Raw genomic sequence first — 20,840 nt, 5'->3', positions numbered from 1 at the left:
GTTCGGGGCCTTTTTTTTAAATGCATATCTTGGATGCGCCTTTAAAATATATCAAGCTTTGATTGCCTATATTATATATAGAATATAGGTTGTTGCTAACTGATGGCCTTAGATTTTCTGCGCATGCCTTATGCATCAAATCCAGATTATCACCACCCCAAGAATTTTCTACGCTATTGATACCTACCGATGCGGCAAGCCTCCTTGACACCCAAGGTGGGGATGGAGGCATAATTCTTCCAATAAACGGAACTGCATTTATTGCTACTTTAGCTTGAGGAGATAAAGGCATCGTACCTGATATATAAATTGATCCATTAGCACCATAGTTAATATCTCTGGCAATATTATTCAGGATTGATAACTCAAAATCTCTTTGATTTGAAGATGCGTTAACGTATTGAAAAGAAAGAGAGAGGACAGACAATGAAATAAATGACACAAACGCGAATGACGCCTTTTGGTTTAATTCTCGCAAAGCAATAACAAGCAGAAAGAAAACAACAGAAGATAATCCAATCATTACTCTAATGTCTGTTATGCCTTCAACCACAAGGAATGATGTACCTATTGCCGAGAAGAACAGCAAAATGATACTTAGTGAAAAGCGTAACAATGCGGATGGCAGGTCTGAAAACCCAATCCTGCTCTTTTTAATCTTTGTGATTGTCGATATAACTGCACTTGCAGCTAAAATATAAAATGCAACCTTAATAAATCCCGTGAGAATCAGCGAGCTTATGTTGCAAACGCCGTAAAAAGCTATCCTTAATGAGCTAAATATATTTGATGGTTCAATGAATGTTGCTCTTTGACCACCAAGGGAGAACAATTTAACCACAAAAAAATAATAAATTAAGAATGCACTGCAGAATAATGTACCATCATAAATCAATTGCGTTAATTTTGATTTGCTTGAACTCTTAATTTTAACAACAACATTTGCAGCCATAAGGCCAAGGAAAATATTTGCACATGGTTGATATAATGAAAGAGATGCAATCAATGACGCTATAGAGAGTATGTTGTATAACCAGCCCCTTGAGAATGACAAGTAAAAAGCCAGAACACCCAATGATAAAGAAATGGTCATGGCGGTGCTATCATAATGATAGGACATATTCTGCAAAAAAATTGGTGATGCGAATAGCATCGGCAGAGGGATGAGCGCATACCCTCGCATAACGGATAAATTATTTTTAATAATAAAATAAATAAAATATGTGAATAGCATTAATGCCAATATAATGCCTAGTGGGTAGAAATCACTTAAATAAGATTTATTTAATGACAAGGCGAACGTTATCATGTCTGCCAGTGGGCGGCCTAGAAGGCTCCACGACCCGTCACCGTAAACACTCCTATATACATCATCAAGATATAGGTTGCTGTGTAGCATAAAAGGCAATGCATAAAGAAAGCTTACACCGGCGAAGAAGTAAACATAGCATTTATTGAGATGCATTTTTGTTGCCCTTAATTACGTAGCGAGGTCTATTTTTTGTTTCAATGTAGATTCTTCCTATGTACTCACCTAGCACGCCTATTCCGATCAGTTGCACACCACCTAGGAACAAAATTGACACCAGTAGCGAAGGGTAGCCGCGAACCGGATTACCGAACGCAAGGGTATCAATAATCATCCACGCCCCGTAAAGAAATGCCAGGCCAGCTACGAACAATCCGATATATGTCCACATTCTCAGAGGGAATGTAGAAAAACTTGTTATGCCTTCAAGTGCAAGATTCCACAACTTCCAGCCGTTGAATTTTGTGCTGCCGGCCACGCGTTCTGCTCTGGCATATTCAACCACATCGGTTCTACCACCTACCCAACTCAGAACTCCCTTCATGAAGAGATTACGCTCTGGAAGAAGCTTAATGTTATCCACCATCTCACGGGACATCAGACGGAAATCTCCGACATTCTCTTCAATTTGTGGATTGCTGATTTTATTGTGCAGCTTATAGAACCACTCAGCAGTTTTGCGCTTCAGGCGGCCATCAGTAGATCGATCAGAACGCTTTGCTAGTACCATATCTGCGCCAACCTTCCACTTGTCTATCATGTGAGGAATGACTTCAATGGGATCCTGCAGGTCTACATCAATCGGGATAATTGCTTCGCCTGTTGCATGATCAAGACCAGCGAATAGCGCAGGCTCTTTCCCAAAGTTGCGAGTGAATGACAGAGGAATAACAAGCGGGTCTGCAACAGCAAGCGCATTAATTATAGATTCTGTTGCGTCTTTGCTTCCGTCATTTATGAAGACTATCTCAACTTCATGTTGCTGAAGTCCTTCAAATTCCCGAACAGTTTTATAAAAAATAGGTATCGCGTCTTCTTCGTTGAAGACAGGAACGACCAGAGAAATTTTCATTTCGCATCCCTAAAGACAATGAATTTTGAATAAACGAAACCGCAAACCAGACTGATTGCGGAAAACACGATTAACGTGACTACAGGTGCCATGCCCGATTTATCAGCAGCCCAGCCCACCGCAGCGCTCAGCGTGCCCATAAAGCCGACATACAGCATGTAGCGCAGGGTCGTGGTTGATGACTTAAACGTGAATCTGGCATTTGCGAAGAAGCTGAATGACACAGCGACAACAAACCCGGCAAAGTTGCCAAGCGCCTGACCTGTGTGAAATGCATAGATGCATGTGGCAAACACAACCCAATGAATGAGCGTGTTGATGAGACCTATCGATGTGTACCTGGCGAATAACTTTAACATTATAGAAATCAGTGAATTCGGAAAGGTCTGAAGTGTAGCACCACAAACGCTATTGATCGACACCGCAATTAAATAATACTGTGTTTATGTACAGTATCCCTGTGAGGTGAATATGTCACGTACAGCGAACATAAATACCGCCTTGTTTGCGGTCACAGAGTCTTTTTTACCCCCATCAGCGAGCATTGTTGAAACGCAGGAAGGCTATGATGTAGTAGAGATCGCAACGCGGTGTGAGCGCGGTGACACATTGCTAATCTGGTTTTGCGGACGCCAGCAACATGCGTTCTGGGCCGGTGAGGCGCTCATTACTGATGATGGTGAGGCAATCGAAGGTGAGGCACTTGATGATGTTCGCCTGGTTGGTGTAGTTACGCATACCATTCGCCCAGTTGTTTCAGACGAAAATCCCTTCATGTAGTATTCAAAGTGAGCAATCAGCAATTTTCCTTCTGAAATTTACAAATACCAAAAAACTAATAGCGTTACAGGTTTAGAAACGAAGCGGCCAGGAAGTAGCCAAACATAAACAAGCGGCCATCTTGATCAGTGCCTCAGTTAAAACTACTGTATATAAAAACAGTATTCGAGGTATGCATCATGGAGTTCTTCAGACCGGCAGAGTTACGCGAAATTATTGCTATCCCGCTCTTCAGCGATTTGGTGCAATGCGGGTTCCCCAGCCCGGCTGCTGATTACGTTGAACAGCGTATCGATCTCAATGAGTTACTTGTCGCTCACCCGAGCTCCACATATTTCGTCAAAGCTGCGGGTGATTCTATGATCGAAGCCGGGATCAGCGACGGCGATCTGCTGGTAGTCGACAGCTCGCGTACCGCTGAGCATGGAGATATCGTAATCGCTGCGGTGGAAGGAGAGTTCACGGTTAAACGCCTGCAGCTGCGCCCGACCGTCCAGCTCATTCCGATGAACAGCGCTTACTCACCGATCATCGTCGGCAGCGAAGATACGCTGGACGTTTTCGGTGTTGTGACGTTTATCGTTAAATCGGCGAGCTGAATATGTTTGCGCTCTGTGATGTGAATTCGTTCTACGCATCATGCGAGACGGTGTTTCGTCCCGATTTGAGGGGGCGGCCGGTGGTCGTTCTGTCGAATAACGATGGCTGTGTAATCGCACGCAGCGCCAAGGCTAAAGCTGCTGGAATTACTATGGGAGAGCCGTTCTTCAAGCAAAAGGAGCTTTTCCGGCGCGCTGGCGTTGTCTGCTTCAGCAGCAACTATGAGCTGTATGCTGATATGTCGAACCGGGTAATGACGACGCTAGAGGAAATGAGCCCCCGCGTCGAAATTTACAGTATCGATGAAGCTTTTTGTGACCTGACGGGTGTTAGGAACTGCCGGGACCTGACTGACTTTGGCAAAGAGATTCGCGCTACGGTTCTGAAGCGTACGCACCTGACAGTCGGGGTTGGTATTGCCCAGACAAAGACACTGGCGAAGCTAGCCAATCACGCAGCCAAGAAATGGCAGCGCCAGACCGGGGGGGTGGTCGATTTGTCCAATATCGATCGCCAGCGTCGGTTGTTGGCTATTGTGCCTGTGGAGGATGTCTGGGGCGTCGGCAGGCGCATCAGTAAGAAGCTGAATGCCATGGGCATCAAAACGGCTCTGGACCTCTCAGAACAAAGCACCTGGATTATCCGGAAACACTTTAACGTGGTACTTGAGCGAACGGTCAGGGAGCTGCGTGGCGAGCCATGCCTCGATCTGGAGGAGTTTGCGCCGGCAAAACAGGAAATTGTCTGCAGCCGGTCCTTCGGCGAACGCGTGACAGAGTACGAACAGATGCGCCAGGCCATCTGCAGCTATGCCGCCCGCGGCGCCGAAAAGCTTCGCGGCGAACATCAGTACTGCCGCTTTATCTCTGCGTTCGTGAAAACCTCACCATTCGCGCTTAATGAGCCGTATTACGGTAACAGCGCTTCAATAAAGCTTCTAACCCCAACTCAAGATTCCCGCGACATCATTAACGCCGCGGTAAAGTGCTTGGACAAAATCTGGAAGGATGGCCACCGATACCAAAAAGCAGGAATCATGCTTGGGGATTTTTTCAGCCAAGGGGTGGCGCAGCTGAACCTTTTCGATGAGAACGCGCCGCGCGCAGGAAGTGACAGGCTGATGGAGGTGCTCGACCACCTGAACGCTAAAGACGGGAAAGGCACGCTCTACTTTGCAGGGCAGGGTATACAGCAGCAGTGGCAGATGAAGCGTGAAATGCTTTCGCCGAGATACACTACGCGCTATTCTGACTTAGTTATTGTTCGATAACTGGTTTGACTGGTTAAGGTTAATATGGAAATTTTATGAACGAAGAAAAAGACGCATATGAAGCCGTTAAAAAATATGATGAAATCATACATCAGAATTTACGAAATTCTTTGATAGATAGTGCAAGCCTAGCAACTATTGAGACTACATCAATTTTGGATAAGTTTAGCATGTGGTTATTAGTTGGCGTGGGTGCGACAGCAACATTAATGATAGCTAATATCGATAAGGTATTGCCTTTTATTACACCTCTAGGATTTAAAATTTCCGTTTTTTTATTGGCTATTTCCTCAATTGCTGGATTTGCATCTAAGTATTTTGCTTTAGTAGTTTGTTCATCTGCAACTGTAACTGTAAGAATGACAGAGTTGATACAGAGTAAAATAAAAGAATACGAAGAAAATTGTAAGATCAGAGACGAGATCGGGCGAGATGTTGGATATGTTAGTGATATAGAATTAAGCATTGATTCTTTTACAGAACAATATGTTAGCCTTTTTCCATTTCAAGGGCTTAGGAATAAGGTAAAAAAAGGAATGAACTTCTACTCAGAAAATAGATCTGGCAATAGAGCTGCAGTACATGGCGTAGTTTTCCAAGGGATTGCTCTTTTTGTGCAAGCTTTATCCTATATTGCATTCTTGATAGTTATTACTTCTTTTATAAATCTACGTTAGCTGAAGTAAGCAATTCTGGCCCTTGATTCTTTACATTGCCTACGGCACGCGACACAGCGTGCCAGATAAACTTGTCGGCCGGCACGGCACCGTCGGCCGCTATCTCCTCAGCTTCTTTCCCTCCTACATCCTGACGCATCCACTCGCGTGCTGCTTCAGGTGACAGAACCAACGGTCGGCGGTCGTGAATATCGACCAGGCCTTTGTCAGCTGCAGACGTCACTATCAGAAATCCTTCCGCTTCATCGCCGCGTTCGAAAGGAGTGCTGCCGATCGCCGCCATGAAAATGGGCTGGCCGTCAGCCCGGTGAATGAAGTAGGGCTGTTTCTTGTCGCCGTCCTTCTTCCACTCGAACCATCCATCCGCAAAACAGATCGCCCGGCCATGCTGCCAGAGAGGTTTGAACATGCGACTTGTGGCCGCCGTCTCGACGCGCGCGTTAATAAGAGGCGGTTTATCCCACCACCCGGGAGCGTAACCCCAGAAAACAGGATCGAGATGCAGCTGCTCATCGCGTTCGCTTAAGAGCAAAACTTTGGTTCCTGGCGCCACGTTGTACCTGCCAATAGGCTCAGGGTCGTATGCGATGTCGCGATCGCCTTCATCGGCCAGGTAAGCCAGATATTCTTCACGGGTTTGTGCTTGTGCAAAACGTCCACACATAGAAACCTCCAGTCAGTCAGACTGAAAGTATAGGGCAGGGAGAAAAAACAGGTGCGCACCGAAACGTTATGATTTTGAAACAGGAGCATGATGATGGAAGTCATCGAGGCGGTAAAGCGGGGCGTTGCGAAACTGGAAGGAGCTACGCAAAGCTGGGGAGGTTGTGGATCGAACCGATCCCGAAGTACACTCGTCGCCCACTCGAAAAACGTGGCAACGGTTTGATCTTGAATGGATGTATTGGTAAGCATTGAAACCCGTATTTAACGGGTTTCTGATGTGTAAGTTCTTGAATGGTATCAAGAAAGGCAGATTGTAGCGGAAACAGGAATCGTATTCGGTCTCTTTTTATCTGTCTTATATTTCAGTCACTTACGGCGCTCTGTCCGAAAATGTCCCAAAATTGTCCGAACTTCAATATCCGGCAATTCCCGTTATACCACACCGTTTTTTAAATTAACAACCAAACTCATGCAATGCTGGGAATGCTCTGCACAGACGATCTCAGAGTTTTGCAACCATGCGATCTCTCGTTTCAAGGCAAGACTGCTTATAAGGTGCGTTTACCTTAACTCGGCGATTCATGATCCTCACACTTCCAGTTGGGAGAATTGAGAACAGACGTCCTTTCGCAAATGCTACAACCCCCATGGTCTGAAAGTCGTTAATGTTAACTACTCCATCATCAATTGTTTCGAAATCAAAAATTTCAGGGTTTGTGGCAAGTAATTGAAGAACATCATTATCTATAGAGTTAAGTACCGAGGCATACGCAGATGCTGTCCCCATGTATGCGTGAGTCTGTTTTTTGCAATCATATGAACTCGAGGAAGGACCCTGCTTACACTGTTGAGTTTGTTAGCAAATGCATAAGAGGCGTAAATCTCAGGATGGTAATTTAAGACCGTAAATGAGAGAAAATGCATTTCGCCAGCCGCCCAGATGATCTGATTATTCCCTCATCGCGCCATATCTCGACCGAAATCGGCCGCACGAAAGCGAAGCTGGCTAATTTTCAGCGTCTGCAGGGGCTGGGGAATGACTGATCTACCGAAATGCCCCAATTGTGGCATGTCCTCTTCACTGAAGGTCCGAAGTCGTGGGTTGAACTGGGGGGGCGCAGAAATTAGGTGCTCTAACGGTTGTTCAAAATGGCGAGTTGGATTCTCTTTTCCGCCAGGAGGGGAGAGGGGGGCTCGAAGAGAGCTTGCAGATAACTGGCATAAGGTTGTGGAGAAAAGTTAACCCACTAATTGTATTATTTGCTTTTATGTATGAAAAAAATTCAACAACACCGACAAAATGGATCGGCTAGCAGATCTGCAATATAATTATTCTATTATTCAATCCACTGACTAAACTCAGAGGGACAAGTTCCAAACACAGGGTAGGTGATATGTCTATGAAGCAAATTAAATCAAGGGATATGACAAACATTGCGGCAAAAAGGATGTATTATATTTTTCTTGTCGGGGTTATACCTTTGCTTCTGATTTTTTTATTATATGCTAACAACCAAGGGAGCGATTTTCTAAATTATTTGTATACTTTATCTGGTAAAGTTCCTGAGCTGATTTCAGCCAGTAACCCATTATTAAGTGGTGTTATGAGTTTTTATGTTAAAATCGCTCCTTTGTTAGGTGTTTTGTTTTTTTTGATTGCGCGGAGAGAGTTAAATTTAAAAACCACTTTTTCTTTCACGAAAGGTATTTTGGCTTTTATGCTATTCACCGTGTTTTATATTGCAATTGTTTATTATTTGTTGGTGTGTAACGTGGAGTTAACTGAATCAGGACGATTTATGAGGCTTTTATCAGGGAACGATTATCTTCTTACCGTTTTTTTTGTAAGCGTATTTTATGTGTGTTATATACTCACCTGCTATTACATCAGCTATGCTTATGCAGTTTTCTTGATTTTAAAGTTAAAAATAAAGCACCGTTGAAAGCTAAGGGGCAGATAACATCTCTGCCCCTTTTAGATTAATGAGCTGGTCTGATTATTTCATTGTTGATTTTATCAACGATTTTATCGTCAATGAATGAAGCCAGATAACTGATACCGATAATTCCTGCAATTGTTAATGCAGTAATAGGAAGCCCGACGGTTGTCGCAACAAAAGATGCCAGGGCGCCAAAGATTCCCATAGCCACACCGACAGCAATGCCACTAATAACCCAGGACTCTACCTCTAGCATCAATGGACCCCAGTTTCCTGTTTCATACCCTTCAATACTTTTCTCTCGGATTTTTTCGACTTTGATTACCAGATCTGCAGTCTTAAATGCTTTGCTTAGATTGCCGAGTTTGTTTGCCATGTCACTTGCATTCAGACTTTTCCATGCGTTAACGATCGCAGTTTTATCACCTTGATTAATTTTCATCCCCGGATTGGCAATAATCTTATTCAGAGAGGTCATTGCATCATTGTAGTTGCGAATTGTTTTACCTTGGAAGTTTTTAACGTTACTTGCGATGTCCCTTGACACATCTTTATATTTTTGCCCCAGGTGACTACCAACTTTTTCCCCCATGTCAGCAATAATTTCGCTGGCTTTTTGTAATGCTTCAATTTGTTTATCTTCATCGAGCATCTTCTGGACATTTTCGCGCAAATTACCCCGGGCTGCTTTTGGTATACTTCCATCCCGCACTGCTTGTTCATATAAGTTCTTAAGCGCTTTTCGGGAAACTTTATCACTGGAGCCATAGTACTTTGCCGTCCTATCCCAGGTAGATGGAGCACTCGTAGTGCTATTTCCATTTTGATTCTGGGAGTTATTACTACCAGACTGTGAACCTGAGTTAACACCATTACCACCGGAGCCTTTACCTGAATGACTGTCTACTCCGGAACTGATAGCAATTGCACCACCGGCAGAAAATACTCCAGCCGCATCACCTCTGTTAGCAGCATTCACCTGTGCACTGTTGTTTGGATCCACAGAAAATCCATTAATATTCTGTGTACGGCCACCATTCCCTCCATTTCCTGATGTACCGGAATGGCTGCCAGAACCAGAGTTACCGATGCCAGGATTTTTGCCACCACTGAACGCATTGTTGTGTGCGTTGTCGCCACCATTACCACTCATAGTTAATTCCTCTTTGACGGTTAAAAGTTAGATAATGCTGTATATAAACACATTGTTATATATACAGTGGTTCGAATCCTACGCCGCTGTTTCTAACGTGTCAATGACAGATTTTGGGGTATGACTGAGAGCGGAAAATCCTGATAAGCTACTGATGGGAATATTGTTTACTGGAAAGGAGATCTTCATGAATAAATCTAACGGATTATTCGTGTGTGCGTTGTTAACATCATCTTTGATGAGCAGCGCATGCACCCCTCAAACAAGTGCAGAACGCCATGCACGCCAGTATGTATATGCTGCAGATGACGGCTTTGACCCGAATGTACGCGTTATAAAAGCCGACAGTATTAAGATGGCGGTGCCATTCTTTAAAACTTTTCATGATCTGGGAGCAAAAGACCGCTTATCAGGCATGTCTTTAGAGGACGCGAACAAGCGTGCAGATAAGTTTCGTAGCGAGGCATTTCTGAACTCCATCCAGAGTGAAACTATTTTTGCGGGCACTCGTTACGTCGACAATAAATCATGGTCTGCTAAACAGCGTAAAGCCATGAGCGACGCTATCTCTGAAGCTTACATTGATGGTTATAAAGGAAGGATGTGAGTGGTAATAACAGTAGATTTCGGTACCCGTTTCTGCATTACATTCACGAAAACACCTGGTTGTGGTTCATTAACATCAAAGTTTTAGTTAGAGATGATTCTGTATGGTTTCTCTTGAGTCAGAGAATGGTGTTTAGTGCTTTTTTATTAATCGCTTACCCGCTTGTGCGGTTTTTTGACCCAAATTCTTGACCCTCAGTTTTTAGTTGAGCTCTATAAACATACAGTTAGGTGTTAGGGGGCTATCATGGGTTTTCAATCACCTGCATTAGACCTCGCTGAGGAGATACTCACTATTACCAACCTTTGCGGTCATGAGGACAACTGCCGAACTATCGAAACATCAGCTGAGTACGTGATAATTAATATTGCCAGAAATCCGGAAATAGGTGACACCATCCTGATTGCGCTCTGCGGTAGGCTGGACTTCGCAAAAGTTCAGAGGAAGGCATTAATAACTCAGGATGGCGAGGCTATAGCGGGTGATTCAGATCATTAAAATTAATGGTGTGAAGGGTAAGTTGATTTTTGCGTATAATAAGCAATCCACTTACATTGGCTGAGGCAGAAGAATGGAAAAGTTGCAATTGAAGATTGGGTTAACTGATTTGGTTTATTCAATTACTGTTCATAGCTTTCATATTTTTTGGGTCGGCATTGGGCTTCTGTTGATAGGTGACATTGGGGTGGTGTTCAGTGGTGCATAGTCCAACATACTGACCGTATTAGGTGGCTATATGATTTTTGTAGCTTTGATAATGGAAGGTGTAAAAGCGCTTTTCAATAAGCTGGTCTGGAAGCAGTTTCTCTAAACTCATAGTCTTTAATCTATAAGACTTCTTCAGGAACAGCATAAAATAGATCTATGAGATTAGCATTCCTACATACACATTTGTTGTAGTTCTTTTAGAGTAAAGTGATGACTGGAGTCTGTGTAATGGAAGCATTTACTGAATCTGTTTATTTGGCTATTTTTAGAGAGCATGCAGCGAAGGCGGTTCAGGGTATGGAGAGACATGGCTGTTACTGGTTTACGGGTATCAGGCCATCATATGGGATTGTTGTTGAGTTGCTGGAAGATGCTGGGTATTCAGTGATAACTTTCAACCCGCCGCCTGTATACGAGTTCGCAATATATCTCTCTGATAGTTATCCATCTCAAGTTGAGCTGGAGAGAATCGCAATGTATCGACAGTCACTACGAGACAAGGGCGTATCAGAGGATAAATTACCCGTTTCATTAGTATAGCCCCCTACGGGCGGTTTTTATTGTAATACCGCTAACAAGAAAACGAGATGACAGTAAACGCAGCTACGCTATGAAATATCCAGGTGTTATCTCACTATGCCTTCAGGCAATCAACGAGTTAAATCATACGGTTGAAAATTTACAATCAGGAAGCCGCAACCCGTAGTATGCAGGAACGGGGGCGGCTGGTAAATTTGATATGAATCGATTCGAAATACGTCCGAATTTGTCCGGAATTATAAGTAACTATATGATTTTTAGTGCCTGAAAACGCATCACCAGATGTATGCTTTTTAATCTGGTTGATGCGTATGTGTTTGATATACCGCAGAAATATAAATTGCAGGTATAAACAGGAATCGCATTCGGTCTCTTTTTATCTGTATGAAAGTAAACGAGTAATCCCAATAGTTCTTTCTCATACAGCGCGCTCGTCCTGTTCGACTGCTTAAAACATAACGCAACACAGCATGCGGAAGTCCAGCCCTTTTTGCCTGTTTTGTTAAATTTTCGTATGCAATCAGTAAAAGCCAGAACCGTGTTTAAAAGCGGGATTTAACGGATGCCTCAATTTCATCAAGCAGTTCAAAGCGACGGCGGTATTCGGCACGCTTTTTACTGGCGATCTCCTCAAGGGATTTGCGCTCCATCTGCAATGGCAACTGCCAACTGAAGGTTGAACGTTTTTGACCGTCGATAGAGGCCCAAAACTCATCGTAGCTGGCGTGGAAATGGCGACCTTTACTCAGACGATAACGCAGTGCACGGAAGATATGACCTTCATCGCTGACCGCATAAATGGCTTTGATGCCGGAAAGTGTGGCCAATTGGAAAAGCACTTCCATCAACACGCGTTTCGGGAAGAGACCATGGCAGGCTCGGGTTGCCTGTTTGATCACATCACGGGATACGCTGCGTCGCGGGCCCTGAAGACCGCCAATCACCAGAACATATTCTCCGTTTTCGCGAGCAACGCAAAATGTCACACTGGCAAGCAGGGTATTTTCGTTATCACGCAGCCACAGCGTACATTCGCCCTCACGCTCTGCTTTACTGGCATTCATGGCGTTGACGTTATAGCTCACGCCATCTTTGGCATGAAACTCAACAATGGATTGCTCTTGTGGTCCGGTTAAGGCCTTGACCAGGCCGACGTCTTTCAGAGAGTCAATCCACTGATAATGGCTGACGATGGCATCAGCACGCGCATTGGCGTTCATGCCACGCATCAGATACTGGCGATGTGTTTTGCTCGGCAGGGTGATCTGCGAAGCCAGTAACTGATCAAAATCGTCGCGGCGAGCCAGTGCATCGAGCATGCGATGCGTAGAAGACCAGAACAGCAATGAACGTAACAGAAATTTAAGACGGTACTCGCGTTTTTGCCAGATAGGGCCTGGAACGAGTTTGCCTTTCACCAGTTCGGAAATGATATGGGTACGATGCGATTGTGGCGCATCGTTTTGCAGGCGCGTATTTGACACGGGAAAACCTCAAAGTTTATGCAATGCATATTTTAGGGGGCATGCAAAAGAGTATTAATACTGGTGAAACATTTATTTATCCTTAGTTTACTGTTTGTTTAGCTTCATGAAAAGCGCTCCTATGCAGCGTCCCTACACATAAGTCAACTGTAACTATACTTCCTATGGGAGGGCTTATGTATCAGCGAATTGAAGGTGGGATGTGGCGTCACGTCTGGGTTGTCAGCGATATACACGGCTGTTATCAGTGGCTTATGGATGAGCTTAAACGCCGTCATTTTAACCCGTATGAGGATTTGCTTATTTCTGTCGGGGATATCATCGATCGTGGCCCTGATAGCGTGAAATGCCTGCAGTTAATACATGAAAAATGGTTTCGTGCCGTGCGGGGCAACCACGAGCAAATGGCGCTCGACAGTCTGGATAATAACGATTTTTCGCTCTGGACGATGAATGGCGGAATGTGGTTTGCGCATCTTGAACACGACCAGCAACAGCTTGCGCTGTCGTTGCTTGAGGCCTGTCGCGATTTACCGCATATCATCGAGATAACCTGTGCGAATGGTCTGAATGTGATAGCCCATGCGGATTATCCGGCTGCGGAATACCAATGGCAAAAACCGGTCAGCGCTCAGCGCGTCTTATGGAACCGCGACAGGTTGATGGGATTTATGGTGGGCAAAGGGCAGGGCATCAGCGGCGCGGATCATTTCTGGTTCGGACATACGCCCCTCGACAGAAGGTATGATTTTAATAATCTCCACTACATTGATACGGGCGCCGTATTTGACGGTTACTTTACGCTGGCGCAGCTGCAGTAATAAATAACCCGCCTTCGGGCGGGTTCTCTTTAGGTCAGGCAAGACGCATGACCCAGGCATCGGTTTTACTATCGTAATGCTCACGGTAAAGGACAGAGTGTTCGCCATCAAGTATTGCCGGGACGCTGGTATCTGCATCCCATGCATCGAGCTGCATGCACAAATCCGGGTCGGATTTGCAGGGAATACTTAACGTTCGATCGCCTTGTGCTTCGCCGCGCAGCTCTGCGTCGTCGATCTCAAAAGCGCCAATACGCACGCTGGTTTTCGTCATAGTGCTCTCCGGTTCGGTTGTCAAAATCTGGTATGACCAGTGCAGTCACCCATTTTTGATCGTAGACAAGGAGAGCAAAATCGCCAGTAAAAAAATGCGCTTTTTTTCAGCCCGTGCGATCGTTACCGGTAAACAGCCGACCATCCCGAACCAACTCGCGCGGATAGCTGTTTTTCAGCCTTGAGCCGACCTTTTTTGCCAGCCCCAGCGGGTATCCCTGATACGTCACTATCACTTCATCGCCTGATGGCGCGCTGTCCGGATAGACATCGCGACCGCGGTACCACTCTTCGGCTTCCTGATGCGTCAGGGCAAAGGTATTCTCGCGTCCGGCAAGCGCGATAACGGCCTCATGCTGCCAGCGATACCCTTTGTTATGCACTTCCGCCAGGCGGATCCCGATTCGCGAAAAACGGACCTTTCCGATGAGCGGCTCGATCTCAGCCGGGAACAGCCATATCTCTTTATCACGCATCCAGAGATGCAGGCTCTCATCCCAGACCAGCCCAACCTTTTTGGCGGCGGCTTCAAGCTGTGCTGCATCGCGACCTTTAAGGGGGGCAAACGGGAAGTTGCCGACCTTGAATTTTGGTGCGGGCAGGGGAGCAACCGCCTGCGTTTTACGCAGACGCGCCACAAAGAACCCTTCGCAGTCGTAAATCTGCGGGAACACGTGAAGGAAACCCTCGGGGGTGACCGCCTCTTGTGCCGAGGCAAACAGATCGTTAAGCGGCAGAAACTCGACTGCATCCGGATAGTTCGCTTTCAACCACAGACAGACGTCTTCGTTTTCATCGCGGTTTAGGGTGCACGTTGAATAGACCAGCGTGCCGCCAGGGCGCAAAGCGTGAAATGCGCTCTCGATCAGCTCTCGCTGCGTGGCGGAGATCTCCAGGTTGCTTTCCACGGACCAGTTCTTTAACGCATCGGGATCTTTACGCACCACCCCTTCGCCGGAGCAGGGGGCGTCAAGCAGAATGGCATCGAAGGTTTCCGGTAGGGCGGCGCCAAACACGCGTCCGTCGAAGTGCGTCAGTGCAACATTATGAATACCGCAGCGGCTGATGTTGGCATGCAGCACCTTCACGCGGCTGGCGGAAAACTCGTTAGCAAGGATCGCCCCCCGGTTACCCATCCGGGCGGCAATTTGCGTGGTTTTTGAGCCAGGCGCCGCGGCTACATCCATCACGCGAGCGGGCGCGTTGCCATCGGCGAACAGGGCGGCAACCGGCAGCATCGAGCTGGCTTCCTGAATATAGAACAGGCCGCTCAGATGTTCAGCGGTGCTGCCCAGCGGGAGTGAGGCGTCGTCATCGCGCTCGATCCAGAACCCCTCAGCACACCACGGTACCGGCGTAAGCTGCCAGCCGTACGGCGAGACCAGTGCCAGAAAATCATCGACGCTGATTTTCAACGTGTTGACGCGAATACTTCGGCGTAACGGACGCTGGCAGGCGGCGATAAAATCGTCTAACGACAGGTGAGAAGGAAGCGCCTCGCGCATCTGCGCCAGGAATTGTTCAGGAAGAAATACGGAGTTTTGAGCCACGGGCACACCACAGGGAAAAGTTCAGGTGCGCAGTGTAACATAAAGGCTCCGGTGCGTTGACACCGGAGCATTGCTGTTTAACGTGGCAGGGCGGTTCCCCATTCGCGCCACTCTTTCGGTTCGCTTTCGAGCAGCAGGAAGTGTTTACCCGGCTGCGCTTTTGGCGCCAGCGGCGTTCCCGGCGGCGTGGCAAACGCGATACCGCCGCGAATGAACTGGTTGAAGGTGCCGGTTTTCACCACGCCACCCGTCAGGCCGAAGTCCAGCGAGTAGCCTGATGCCAGCCAGAATACCGAGTTATTTCGAACCAGGTGCTGGTAGCGTTCGCTGATGCGTAACGCCACCATCACGCGATCGGAGAGGGTACCGAGCGTCAGGCCCGTGACCGTACCCACCTCAATGCCGCGGAACAGTACCGGTGTGCCGATGTTCAGCGAGCCTGCTTCCGGCACTTCCACCACGATGCTCAGGCCGCCAAGGTAGCGCGAGTCGGTGATCGTGGCTTCCTGCAGCTCGAAATCGCGACGGGCATTGCCCTGGCCGGGCTCAACGTTGATGTACGGCTGCAAAATGGTGTCGAGATGCTCCACGCCCGCGGCCGAGATCTGCGGCGTGACCACCGAGAAGCGCGAGCCCGTGCGGGCGAAGGTCTGCACATATTCCGGGTAAAGCACGGCGGTGGCCTGCACCTCGTTACGTGAGGTAATCAGCGTCAGCTTCTGGATCTGCCCGATATCAATACCCAGATAGCGAATTGGCATGCCTTCCGCCAGCTTACCGGCATCAAACGCGTGCAGGGTAATCTGCCCGCCTACTGCACGTGCGGCGGTTTCGGACGGGAAGAGAATACGCTTATCACCTTTGCGCAAATTCGCACCCGCGCCGCTGAGATTATCGAAGCTAATCGCCCCGCGTAGCGCGCGTGAGAGTGGGGAGGCCTGCACGGTCAGCCCGTTACCGTTAAGCTGAACTTTCGCGCCGCCTTCGGCCCAGAAGACGCTGTTTGGCGTCAGCAGCTTGCGGTACTCCGGCTTGATGTGCAGTTCGATATCAAAGGCGTCCGCACGCGGGCGAACGGTGATCACTTCCCCGACTTCAAACTTGCGATACAGCACCACGGATCCCGCCTGTACGTCCGGCAGCGTTTCGGCGCTTAGCGTCAGCGTGGTGGTCGGAAGATCGCTCAGGCTGTTTTCAATCGCTTTCTCCAGGTTGGCATACAGCGGATAGCTGTCGCGCACGGGGCCTTTATCGCCAGGCAAAATACGGATGCCGCCGTTCACCCATTCGCTGGCGCTGGCGCCGAGGAACTCCACGCCGTCCAGACCCACCTTCACATCGACGCGACTGTTCACCACGAATTTGCTGTCACCGTGCACCAGGTCGCTGTATTGCGGATCGATGGCGACCGAGAACGTCACGCCATCCGCGGAGAGCTTACGCTCCAACACCTGACCGACCTGCACGCCGTGTAAAATTAGCGGCTGTCCGGCTTCGATACCGTAACTTTCTGGCGCATTCAGCGTGACGGTTACCACGCCCGGTTTTTGCAGCAGGGCTTTATCCGCCGGGGCAATCACGAAGCTATTGCTGGGTTCACCTTCACCGGGGATGAGCTCAAACGTATTGCCGGTCAACAGCGTGCTGAGGCTGGCATCGTTCAGAGAGAGCTTTGGACTGCGCATTTCGATGCGCGTTTTCTCGCGCAGGAGATCGACCACGCTCGGGTCGACCGTCATTTCGCCGGTGACTGAGCCGCCCGGGTTGAGCGTCATTTTGGTGAGCTGACCAACCTGCAATCCCTGATACATCAGCGGCGTTGAGCCCGCTTTTAGCCCTTTAGCATCGGGCAGGGCGAGTTTGACGATCACGCCGCGCTGGCTGTGCGCCAGGTCAGCATACAATCCAAATGAGTCATCAGCGGTGGCAGGGCTTGAGTTTTCCGGGGAGTCAAAGGCAATAGCGCCATTCACCAGCGCGGCCAGACTCTCCAGCTTCACTTTCGCACCGCTCAGGCTGAGATCCGCATCCACGCCGGAGACGTTCCAGAAGCGGCTGCCTTTTTTCACCAGATTGGTGAAGCGACGCTCGATCAGCACGTCGATGGTGACGCCCTGTTTATTCGGGTTAATCGCGTAGTCGTACACGCGGCCAACCGGGATTTTGCGGAAATAGACCAGTGAGCCACTGTTCAGAGAACCGAGATCCGGCGCCTGCAGATGGATCATTAAATCGCCGTTATTGAGGCGGTACTTGGGCTGCGTATCCAGAGCAACAAAGTGATCCTGCGGCTCGCCTTTACCTGGCATCATGCCAATATAGTTACCGCCCACGAGCGCATCCAGCCCGGACACGCCGGCCAGAGAGGCTTTAGGCGTCACCAGCCAGAACTGCGTTTCGCTGCGCAGGGCATCCTGCATATCAGATTTAATACTGACCCGCACCTGAATCTTGTTCAGCCCTTTTCCAAGGGAGATGTCCTGAACCGTACCTACTTCAACCCCCTGGAAGCGAACGGGCGTTCGCCCGGCGACGATGCCGTCCGCGGTCTGGAAATCAATGGTGACCGTACTCCCGCGATCTTCATAGCTCGTCCAGATAAGCCAGCCTGCAATCATCAGGGCGATGACGGGCAGCAACCAGAATGGCGAAATGCGGCGTTTTGTTTTAATTCTCGCTTCAGTCGGCGAAGCGGGGGTTTCCTGACTCATGTGCATCCCAAAGTAAGCGGCTATCCAGCCATTCCACAGCAAGAATAGTCAATATCACCGCAGAGCCGAAATAAAAAGCCGCGGGTCCCATTGTAAAAGCAAGTAGCTGGTCGCGATTGATGAGCGACATCATCAGCGAAATCACGAACAGATCTAACATTGACCAGCGGCCAATCCAGGTGACGAACCGCAGAAGCAGAATGCGTGTTCGTAAGCCTTGTTCACATTTAACGTGAATGCTGATGAGCAGGGTAAACATCACCACCACTTTGGTAAAGGGAACCAGGATACTGGCAATAAAGACGATCGCCGCCACCCCGACGTTACTGTGTGCAAGGGAGATAATCCCGGAGAGGATAGTATCCTCCTGACGCCCGCCATTCACGTAAATGATAGAAATCGGCAGCATATTGGCTGGGATCAGAAACACCAGGGAGGCGATCAGCGCGGCCCAGCATTTTTGCAGGCTATTGTTGCGGCGCAGTCTCAGCGGAATGTGGCACCGCGGGCAGCGTCCACGCGCGTCGGGTAAGCCGGTATAGTGGCATCCCAGACAGACGCGCAGATTTTCATCGGGGCGTGTAGCGGGGCGCTGAGGGTAAAACCGTTCCCAGAGCTGCTCAACGTTCAGGTGGATCAGCGTCAGGATGCTTAGCAATACCAGGCAGATGAAAGCAAAGAGCCCGATACCGGGCTGCAAAAAGGCGTAGTCCTGTACCTTTATTGACGCAACGCCCACGCCCACCAGATAAATATCCAGCATCACCCACTCTTTGAGCTTATCCAGCATCAGCAGCACCGGGCGAAGGTTCATGCCGAGGATATTGCCAAACCAAAGATAGGCAATGGCGGCAACCAGCACCAGCGGCGCGCCAACGGTGCAGAACAGCACCATGGCGGCGGTGATGGGATCGCCCTGACGGGTCATCTGCCAGATACCCTGCAGCACGTTGGCGTCAATGCGCACGCCAAGCAGGTAGAGTTTCAGCAGCGGTTCGCTCCAGGCGAAGGGCATCAGCAGCAGCATGGTGACGGCCATGGCGGCGAGACGGGTTAACGACCAGTCTCGGCCGTCGCGAATTTTGGCGTCGCAGCGGGGACAGAAGGCACTTTGGTGCGATTTCATCTTCGGCAACATAAAAAGCGTATCGCACTGGGGGCAACGCTGATAATGTGCACGTGGCAAAGCTTCGCTTACCGTATGGACAGTTATCTTTCTTGTCGGCGTAATTTTGGTTGTTTTTAAGGCCATCAGCTGCGCACAAATAAGTATTGTTGAAAGTTATAATAACTCATGAACGGATTCATCTTGAGCATGAGCGCATTTAATGCTTATTTTAATAGGCTATGCGGTAAATTTGTAAGACAACTAAGTGATTGAATAATGAACAAAACAGAATTCTACGCGGATCTGAACCGCGATTTTAAGGCATTGATGGCGGGTGAGACCAGCTTCTTAGCCACTCTGGCAAATACTAGCGCATTGCTGTTTGAACGTCTCTCTGAGGTGAACTGGGCCGGCTTTTACCTTCTGGAAGGTGAAACGCTGGTGCTCGGTCCGTTCCAGGGCAAACTGGCCTGCGTGCGTATTCCGGTAGGGCGCGGCGTATGCGGCACGGCGGTGGCCGAGAATCAGGTCCAGCGTGTGGAAGATGTTCATGCATTTGACGGGCACATTGCCTGCGATGCCGCCAGTAATTCTGAAATCGTTCTGCCTCTGGTGGTCAAAAATCAGATTATTGGCGTTCTGGATATCGACAGTACGGTCTTCAGTCGCTTTACAACCGAGGACGAACAGGGGCTGCGCGAGCTGGTGGCTAATCTGGAAAACGTACTCGCGGCAACCGATTATCAAAAATTCTTTGCGAGCGTCGCAGGATAATCAACGGATAACGTAGCATTTACTGATAGCGTCATTATAATGACGCCTGTTCATGCCTGCGCTTGTTGGCAACGTCCGTTGTAATCAGGAAATTTCATGGAAAATCAACCTAAGTTGAATAGCAGTAAAGAAGTTATCGCATTTCTGGCCGAGCGTTTCCCGCAGTGCTTCAGCGCGGAAGGTGAAGCGCGTCCCCTGAAAGTCGGTATTTTTCAGGATCTGGTGGCACGTGTTGAAGGGGAAATGAACCTCAGCAAAACTCAGCTGCGTTCCGCCTTACGTCTTTATACTTCGAGCTGGCGTTACCTGTACGGTATCAAAGCTGGCGCGACCCGTGTGGATCTCGACGGCAACCCGTGTGGTGAGCTGGACGAGCAGCACGTTGAGCACGCGCGCAAGCAGCTTGAAGAAGCCAAAGCACGCGTTCAGGCACAACGTGCAGAACAGCAGGCGAAAAAACGCGAAGCCGCCGCGGCAAACGGCCAGGAAGATGCGCCTCGTCGTGAGCGTAAACCACGCCCTGCGCCGCGCCGTCACGATAATAACGATCGCAAACCGCGTGCAGACAAACCAGCAGCAAAAGCCCCGCGTGCCCCTCGTGAAGAGCCGCGCCATACGCCGGTTTCTGACATTAACGCCCTGAGCGTAGGTCAGGCGCTGAAGGTAAAAGCGGGTAACAATGCTATGGACGCCACCGTACTGGAAATCACCAAAGATGGCGTTCGTGTACAGCTGACTTCTGGTATGTCAATGATTGTACGCGCAGAACACTTGTTGTTCTGAAACGGAGGCCAAGC

Annotated in this window: 22 protein-coding genes; 12 read left to right on the top strand and 10 right to left on the bottom strand. The window is 48.6% G+C overall.

All coding sequences use genetic code 11. The annotated features are described in order from the left end of the window. Positions 1 to 16 precede the first annotated feature (16 nt). The 3 genes from ACMGG5_RS20330 to ACMGG5_RS20320 are packed head-to-tail and all read right to left on the bottom strand — an operon-like array spanning position 17 to position 2,740. Positions 17 to 1,465, bottom strand: coding sequence for a glucosyltransferase domain-containing protein (locus tag ACMGG5_RS20330; protein ID WP_420278421.1), 1,449 nt, complete (start codon positions 1,463 to 1,465; stop codon positions 17 to 19). Then, positions 1,452 to 2,381, bottom strand: coding sequence for a glycosyltransferase family 2 protein (locus tag ACMGG5_RS20325; protein ID WP_219998993.1), 930 nt, complete (start codon positions 2,379 to 2,381; stop codon positions 1,452 to 1,454). Before ACMGG5_RS20325 ends, ACMGG5_RS20330 begins: the two co-directional genes overlap by 14 nt. Beyond that, positions 2,378 to 2,740 carry a GtrA family protein gene (locus ACMGG5_RS20320; RefSeq protein WP_219998994.1) on the bottom strand — a complete coding sequence of 121 codons (363 nt, stop codon included), beginning with the start codon at positions 2,738 to 2,740 and terminating at the stop codon, positions 2,378 to 2,380. Before ACMGG5_RS20320 ends, ACMGG5_RS20325 begins: the two co-directional genes overlap by 4 nt. 112 nt (positions 2,741 to 2,852) lie before the next feature. On the opposite strand from ACMGG5_RS20320, the gene ACMGG5_RS20315 reads away from it, so the two are divergent. From ACMGG5_RS20315 to ACMGG5_RS20300, 4 genes are all read left to right on the top strand, one after another. After that, complete coding sequence (locus ACMGG5_RS20315) at positions 2,853 to 3,161, top strand: hypothetical protein (protein WP_420278420.1); 309 nt, start codon at positions 2,853 to 2,855, stop codon at positions 3,159 to 3,161. Positions 3,162 to 3,340: 179 nt separating this feature from the next. Beyond that, positions 3,341 to 3,760: a translesion error-prone DNA polymerase V autoproteolytic subunit gene (locus ACMGG5_RS20310; RefSeq protein WP_111966514.1), complete on the top strand. Its 420-nt coding sequence runs from the start codon at positions 3,341 to 3,343 to the stop codon at positions 3,758 to 3,760. 2 nt (positions 3,761 to 3,762) lie between these two features. Further along, positions 3,763 to 5,031, top strand: a complete 1,269-nt coding sequence (locus ACMGG5_RS20305; protein WP_420278419.1) for a Y-family DNA polymerase — start codon at positions 3,763 to 3,765, stop codon at positions 5,029 to 5,031. Positions 5,032 to 5,066: 35 nt separating this feature from the next. After that, a complete protein-coding gene (locus ACMGG5_RS20300; protein ID WP_325759643.1) occupies positions 5,067 to 5,708 on the top strand; it encodes a hypothetical protein in 642 nt (213 codons plus the stop codon). Here ACMGG5_RS20300 and ACMGG5_RS20295 read toward each other — a convergent pair. Next, a complete protein-coding gene (locus ACMGG5_RS20295; protein WP_420278418.1) occupies positions 5,692 to 6,372 on the bottom strand; it encodes an SOS response-associated peptidase in 681 nt (226 codons plus the stop codon). The genes ACMGG5_RS20300 and ACMGG5_RS20295 overlap by 17 nt on opposite strands. A gap of 920 nt (positions 6,373 to 7,292) precedes the next feature. Between ACMGG5_RS20295 and ACMGG5_RS20290 the strand changes: the two genes are divergently transcribed. Continuing rightward, positions 7,293 to 7,418 (top strand): hypothetical protein, encoded by a 126-nt coding sequence (locus tag ACMGG5_RS20290; RefSeq protein WP_265589657.1) that lies wholly within the window; start codon positions 7,293 to 7,295, stop codon positions 7,416 to 7,418. A 350-nt stretch (positions 7,419 to 7,768) separates the two neighbouring features. Further along, positions 7,769 to 8,317 (top strand): colicin immunity protein Cui, encoded by a 549-nt coding sequence (cui, locus tag ACMGG5_RS20285; RefSeq protein WP_148770103.1) that lies wholly within the window; start codon positions 7,769 to 7,771, stop codon positions 8,315 to 8,317. 37 nt (positions 8,318 to 8,354) lie between these two features. Here the strand turns inward: cui and ACMGG5_RS20280 are convergent, their stop codons facing one another. Further along, positions 8,355 to 9,467: a colicin-like pore-forming protein gene (locus ACMGG5_RS20280; RefSeq protein ID WP_208763018.1), complete on the bottom strand. Its 1,113-nt coding sequence runs from the start codon at positions 9,465 to 9,467 to the stop codon at positions 8,355 to 8,357. Between the two features lie 187 nt (positions 9,468 to 9,654). On the opposite strand from ACMGG5_RS20280, the gene ACMGG5_RS20275 reads away from it, so the two are divergent. From ACMGG5_RS20275 to ACMGG5_RS20265, 3 genes are all read left to right on the top strand, one after another. Then, the gene (locus tag ACMGG5_RS20275) at positions 9,655 to 10,074 is read left to right on the top strand and encodes an Exc2 family lipoprotein (RefSeq protein ID WP_048992217.1); all 420 of its coding nucleotides are present in this window, start codon (positions 9,655 to 9,657) and stop codon (positions 10,072 to 10,074) included. A gap of 246 nt (positions 10,075 to 10,320) precedes the next feature. After that, positions 10,321 to 10,572 (top strand): hypothetical protein, encoded by a 252-nt coding sequence (locus ACMGG5_RS20270; protein WP_024909711.1) that lies wholly within the window; start codon positions 10,321 to 10,323, stop codon positions 10,570 to 10,572. A gap of 438 nt (positions 10,573 to 11,010) precedes the next feature. Further along, positions 11,011 to 11,322, top strand: a complete 312-nt coding sequence (locus ACMGG5_RS20265; protein ID WP_090419783.1) for a hypothetical protein — start codon at positions 11,011 to 11,013, stop codon at positions 11,320 to 11,322. Between the two features lie 542 nt (positions 11,323 to 11,864). On the opposite strand, the gene ACMGG5_RS20260 is transcribed toward ACMGG5_RS20265, so the two are convergent. Continuing rightward, positions 11,865 to 12,806, bottom strand: a complete 942-nt coding sequence (locus ACMGG5_RS20260; protein WP_061714879.1) for a VirK/YbjX family protein — start codon at positions 12,804 to 12,806, stop codon at positions 11,865 to 11,867. Positions 12,807 to 12,982: 176 nt separating this feature from the next. Between ACMGG5_RS20260 and pphA the strand changes: the two genes are divergently transcribed. After that, complete coding sequence (gene pphA, locus ACMGG5_RS20255; RefSeq protein WP_420278417.1) at positions 12,983 to 13,627, top strand: protein-serine/threonine phosphatase; 645 nt, start codon at positions 12,983 to 12,985, stop codon at positions 13,625 to 13,627. A gap of 34 nt (positions 13,628 to 13,661) precedes the next feature. Here pphA and ACMGG5_RS20250 read toward each other — a convergent pair whose 3' ends face one another. The 4 genes from ACMGG5_RS20250 to yebS all read right to left on the bottom strand — a co-directional run bounded on the left by ACMGG5_RS20250 (position 13,662) and on the right by yebS (position 19,413). Further along, positions 13,662 to 13,901, bottom strand: coding sequence for a YebV family protein (locus tag ACMGG5_RS20250; protein ID WP_008500472.1), 240 nt, complete (start codon positions 13,899 to 13,901; stop codon positions 13,662 to 13,664). Between the two features lie 106 nt (positions 13,902 to 14,007). Next, positions 14,008 to 15,450 carry a 16S rRNA (cytosine(1407)-C(5))-methyltransferase RsmF gene (gene rsmF / locus ACMGG5_RS20245; RefSeq protein ID WP_407820723.1) on the bottom strand — a complete coding sequence of 481 codons (1,443 nt, stop codon included), beginning with the start codon at positions 15,448 to 15,450 and terminating at the stop codon, positions 14,008 to 14,010. Positions 15,451 to 15,527: 77 nt separating this feature from the next. Beyond that, a complete protein-coding gene (locus tag ACMGG5_RS20240) occupies positions 15,528 to 18,161 on the bottom strand; it encodes a PqiB family protein (protein WP_153257554.1) in 2,634 nt (877 codons plus the stop codon). Further along, positions 18,130 to 19,413 carry a membrane integrity lipid transport subunit YebS gene (gene yebS / locus ACMGG5_RS20235; RefSeq protein WP_148770115.1) on the bottom strand — a complete coding sequence of 428 codons (1,284 nt, stop codon included), beginning with the start codon at positions 19,411 to 19,413 and terminating at the stop codon, positions 18,130 to 18,132. The genes ACMGG5_RS20240 and yebS overlap by 32 nt, the downstream gene beginning before the upstream one ends. 132 nt (positions 19,414 to 19,545) lie before the next feature. Between yebS and ACMGG5_RS20230 the strand changes: the two genes are divergently transcribed. After that, a complete protein-coding gene (locus ACMGG5_RS20230; RefSeq protein ID WP_032647756.1) occupies positions 19,546 to 20,043 on the top strand; it encodes a GAF domain-containing protein in 498 nt (165 codons plus the stop codon). 96 nt (positions 20,044 to 20,139) lie between these two features. Further along, complete coding sequence (proQ, locus tag ACMGG5_RS20225) at positions 20,140 to 20,826, top strand: RNA chaperone ProQ (protein ID WP_024909719.1); 687 nt, start codon at positions 20,140 to 20,142, stop codon at positions 20,824 to 20,826. Positions 20,827 to 20,840 lie beyond the last annotated feature (14 nt).

The organism is Enterobacter sp. BNK-34 (assembly GCF_048684445.1).
GTDB classification, from domain to species: domain Bacteria; phylum Pseudomonadota; class Gammaproteobacteria; order Enterobacterales; family Enterobacteriaceae; genus Enterobacter; species Enterobacter pseudoroggenkampii.
This window is presented reverse-complemented; position numbering and strand designations above follow the sequence as displayed.

Excerpts from the sequence above, each read along its gene's own strand:
- ACMGG5_RS20330 (WP_420278421.1), bottom strand. The coding sequence starts at position 1,465 with ATGCATCTCAATAAATGCTATGTTTACTTCTTCGCCGGTGTAAGCTTT.
- ACMGG5_RS20325 (WP_219998993.1), bottom strand. The coding sequence starts at position 2,381 with ATGAAAATTTCTCTGGTCGTTCCTGTCTTCAACGAAGAAGACGCGATA.
- ACMGG5_RS20320 (WP_219998994.1), bottom strand. The coding sequence starts at position 2,740 with ATGTTAAAGTTATTCGCCAGGTACACATCGATAGGTCTCATCAACACG.
- ACMGG5_RS20315 (WP_420278420.1), top strand. The coding sequence starts at position 2,853 with ATGTCACGTACAGCGAACATAAATACCGCCTTGTTTGCGGTCACAGAG.
- ACMGG5_RS20310 (WP_111966514.1), top strand. The coding sequence starts at position 3,341 with ATGGAGTTCTTCAGACCGGCAGAGTTACGCGAAATTATTGCTATCCCG.
- ACMGG5_RS20305 (WP_420278419.1), top strand. The coding sequence starts at position 3,763 with ATGTTTGCGCTCTGTGATGTGAATTCGTTCTACGCATCATGCGAGACG.
- ACMGG5_RS20300 (WP_325759643.1), top strand. The coding sequence starts at position 5,067 with ATGAACGAAGAAAAAGACGCATATGAAGCCGTTAAAAAATATGATGAA.
- ACMGG5_RS20295 (WP_420278418.1), bottom strand. The coding sequence starts at position 6,372 with ATGTGTGGACGTTTTGCACAAGCACAAACCCGTGAAGAATATCTGGCT.
- ACMGG5_RS20290 (WP_265589657.1), top strand. The coding sequence starts at position 7,293 with ATGCATTTCGCCAGCCGCCCAGATGATCTGATTATTCCCTCATCGCGC.
- cui (WP_148770103.1), top strand. The coding sequence starts at position 7,769 with ATGTCTATGAAGCAAATTAAATCAAGGGATATGACAAACATTGCGGCA.
- ACMGG5_RS20280 (WP_208763018.1), bottom strand. The coding sequence starts at position 9,467 with ATGAGTGGTAATGGTGGCGACAACGCACACAACAATGCGTTCAGTGGT.
- ACMGG5_RS20275 (WP_048992217.1), top strand. The coding sequence starts at position 9,655 with ATGAATAAATCTAACGGATTATTCGTGTGTGCGTTGTTAACATCATCT.
- ACMGG5_RS20270 (WP_024909711.1), top strand. The coding sequence starts at position 10,321 with ATGGGTTTTCAATCACCTGCATTAGACCTCGCTGAGGAGATACTCACT.
- ACMGG5_RS20265 (WP_090419783.1), top strand. The coding sequence starts at position 11,011 with ATGGAAGCATTTACTGAATCTGTTTATTTGGCTATTTTTAGAGAGCAT.
- pphA (WP_420278417.1), top strand. The coding sequence starts at position 12,983 with ATGTATCAGCGAATTGAAGGTGGGATGTGGCGTCACGTCTGGGTTGTC.
- ACMGG5_RS20250 (WP_008500472.1), bottom strand. The coding sequence starts at position 13,901 with ATGACGAAAACCAGCGTGCGTATTGGCGCTTTTGAGATCGACGACGCA.
- ACMGG5_RS20240 (WP_153257554.1), bottom strand. The coding sequence starts at position 18,161 with ATGAGTCAGGAAACCCCCGCTTCGCCGACTGAAGCGAGAATTAAAACA.
- yebS (WP_148770115.1), bottom strand. The coding sequence starts at position 19,413 with ATGGCCTTAAAAACAACCAAAATTACGCCGACAAGAAAGATAACTGTC.
- ACMGG5_RS20230 (WP_032647756.1), top strand. The coding sequence starts at position 19,546 with ATGAACAAAACAGAATTCTACGCGGATCTGAACCGCGATTTTAAGGCA.
- proQ (WP_024909719.1), top strand. The coding sequence starts at position 20,140 with ATGGAAAATCAACCTAAGTTGAATAGCAGTAAAGAAGTTATCGCATTT.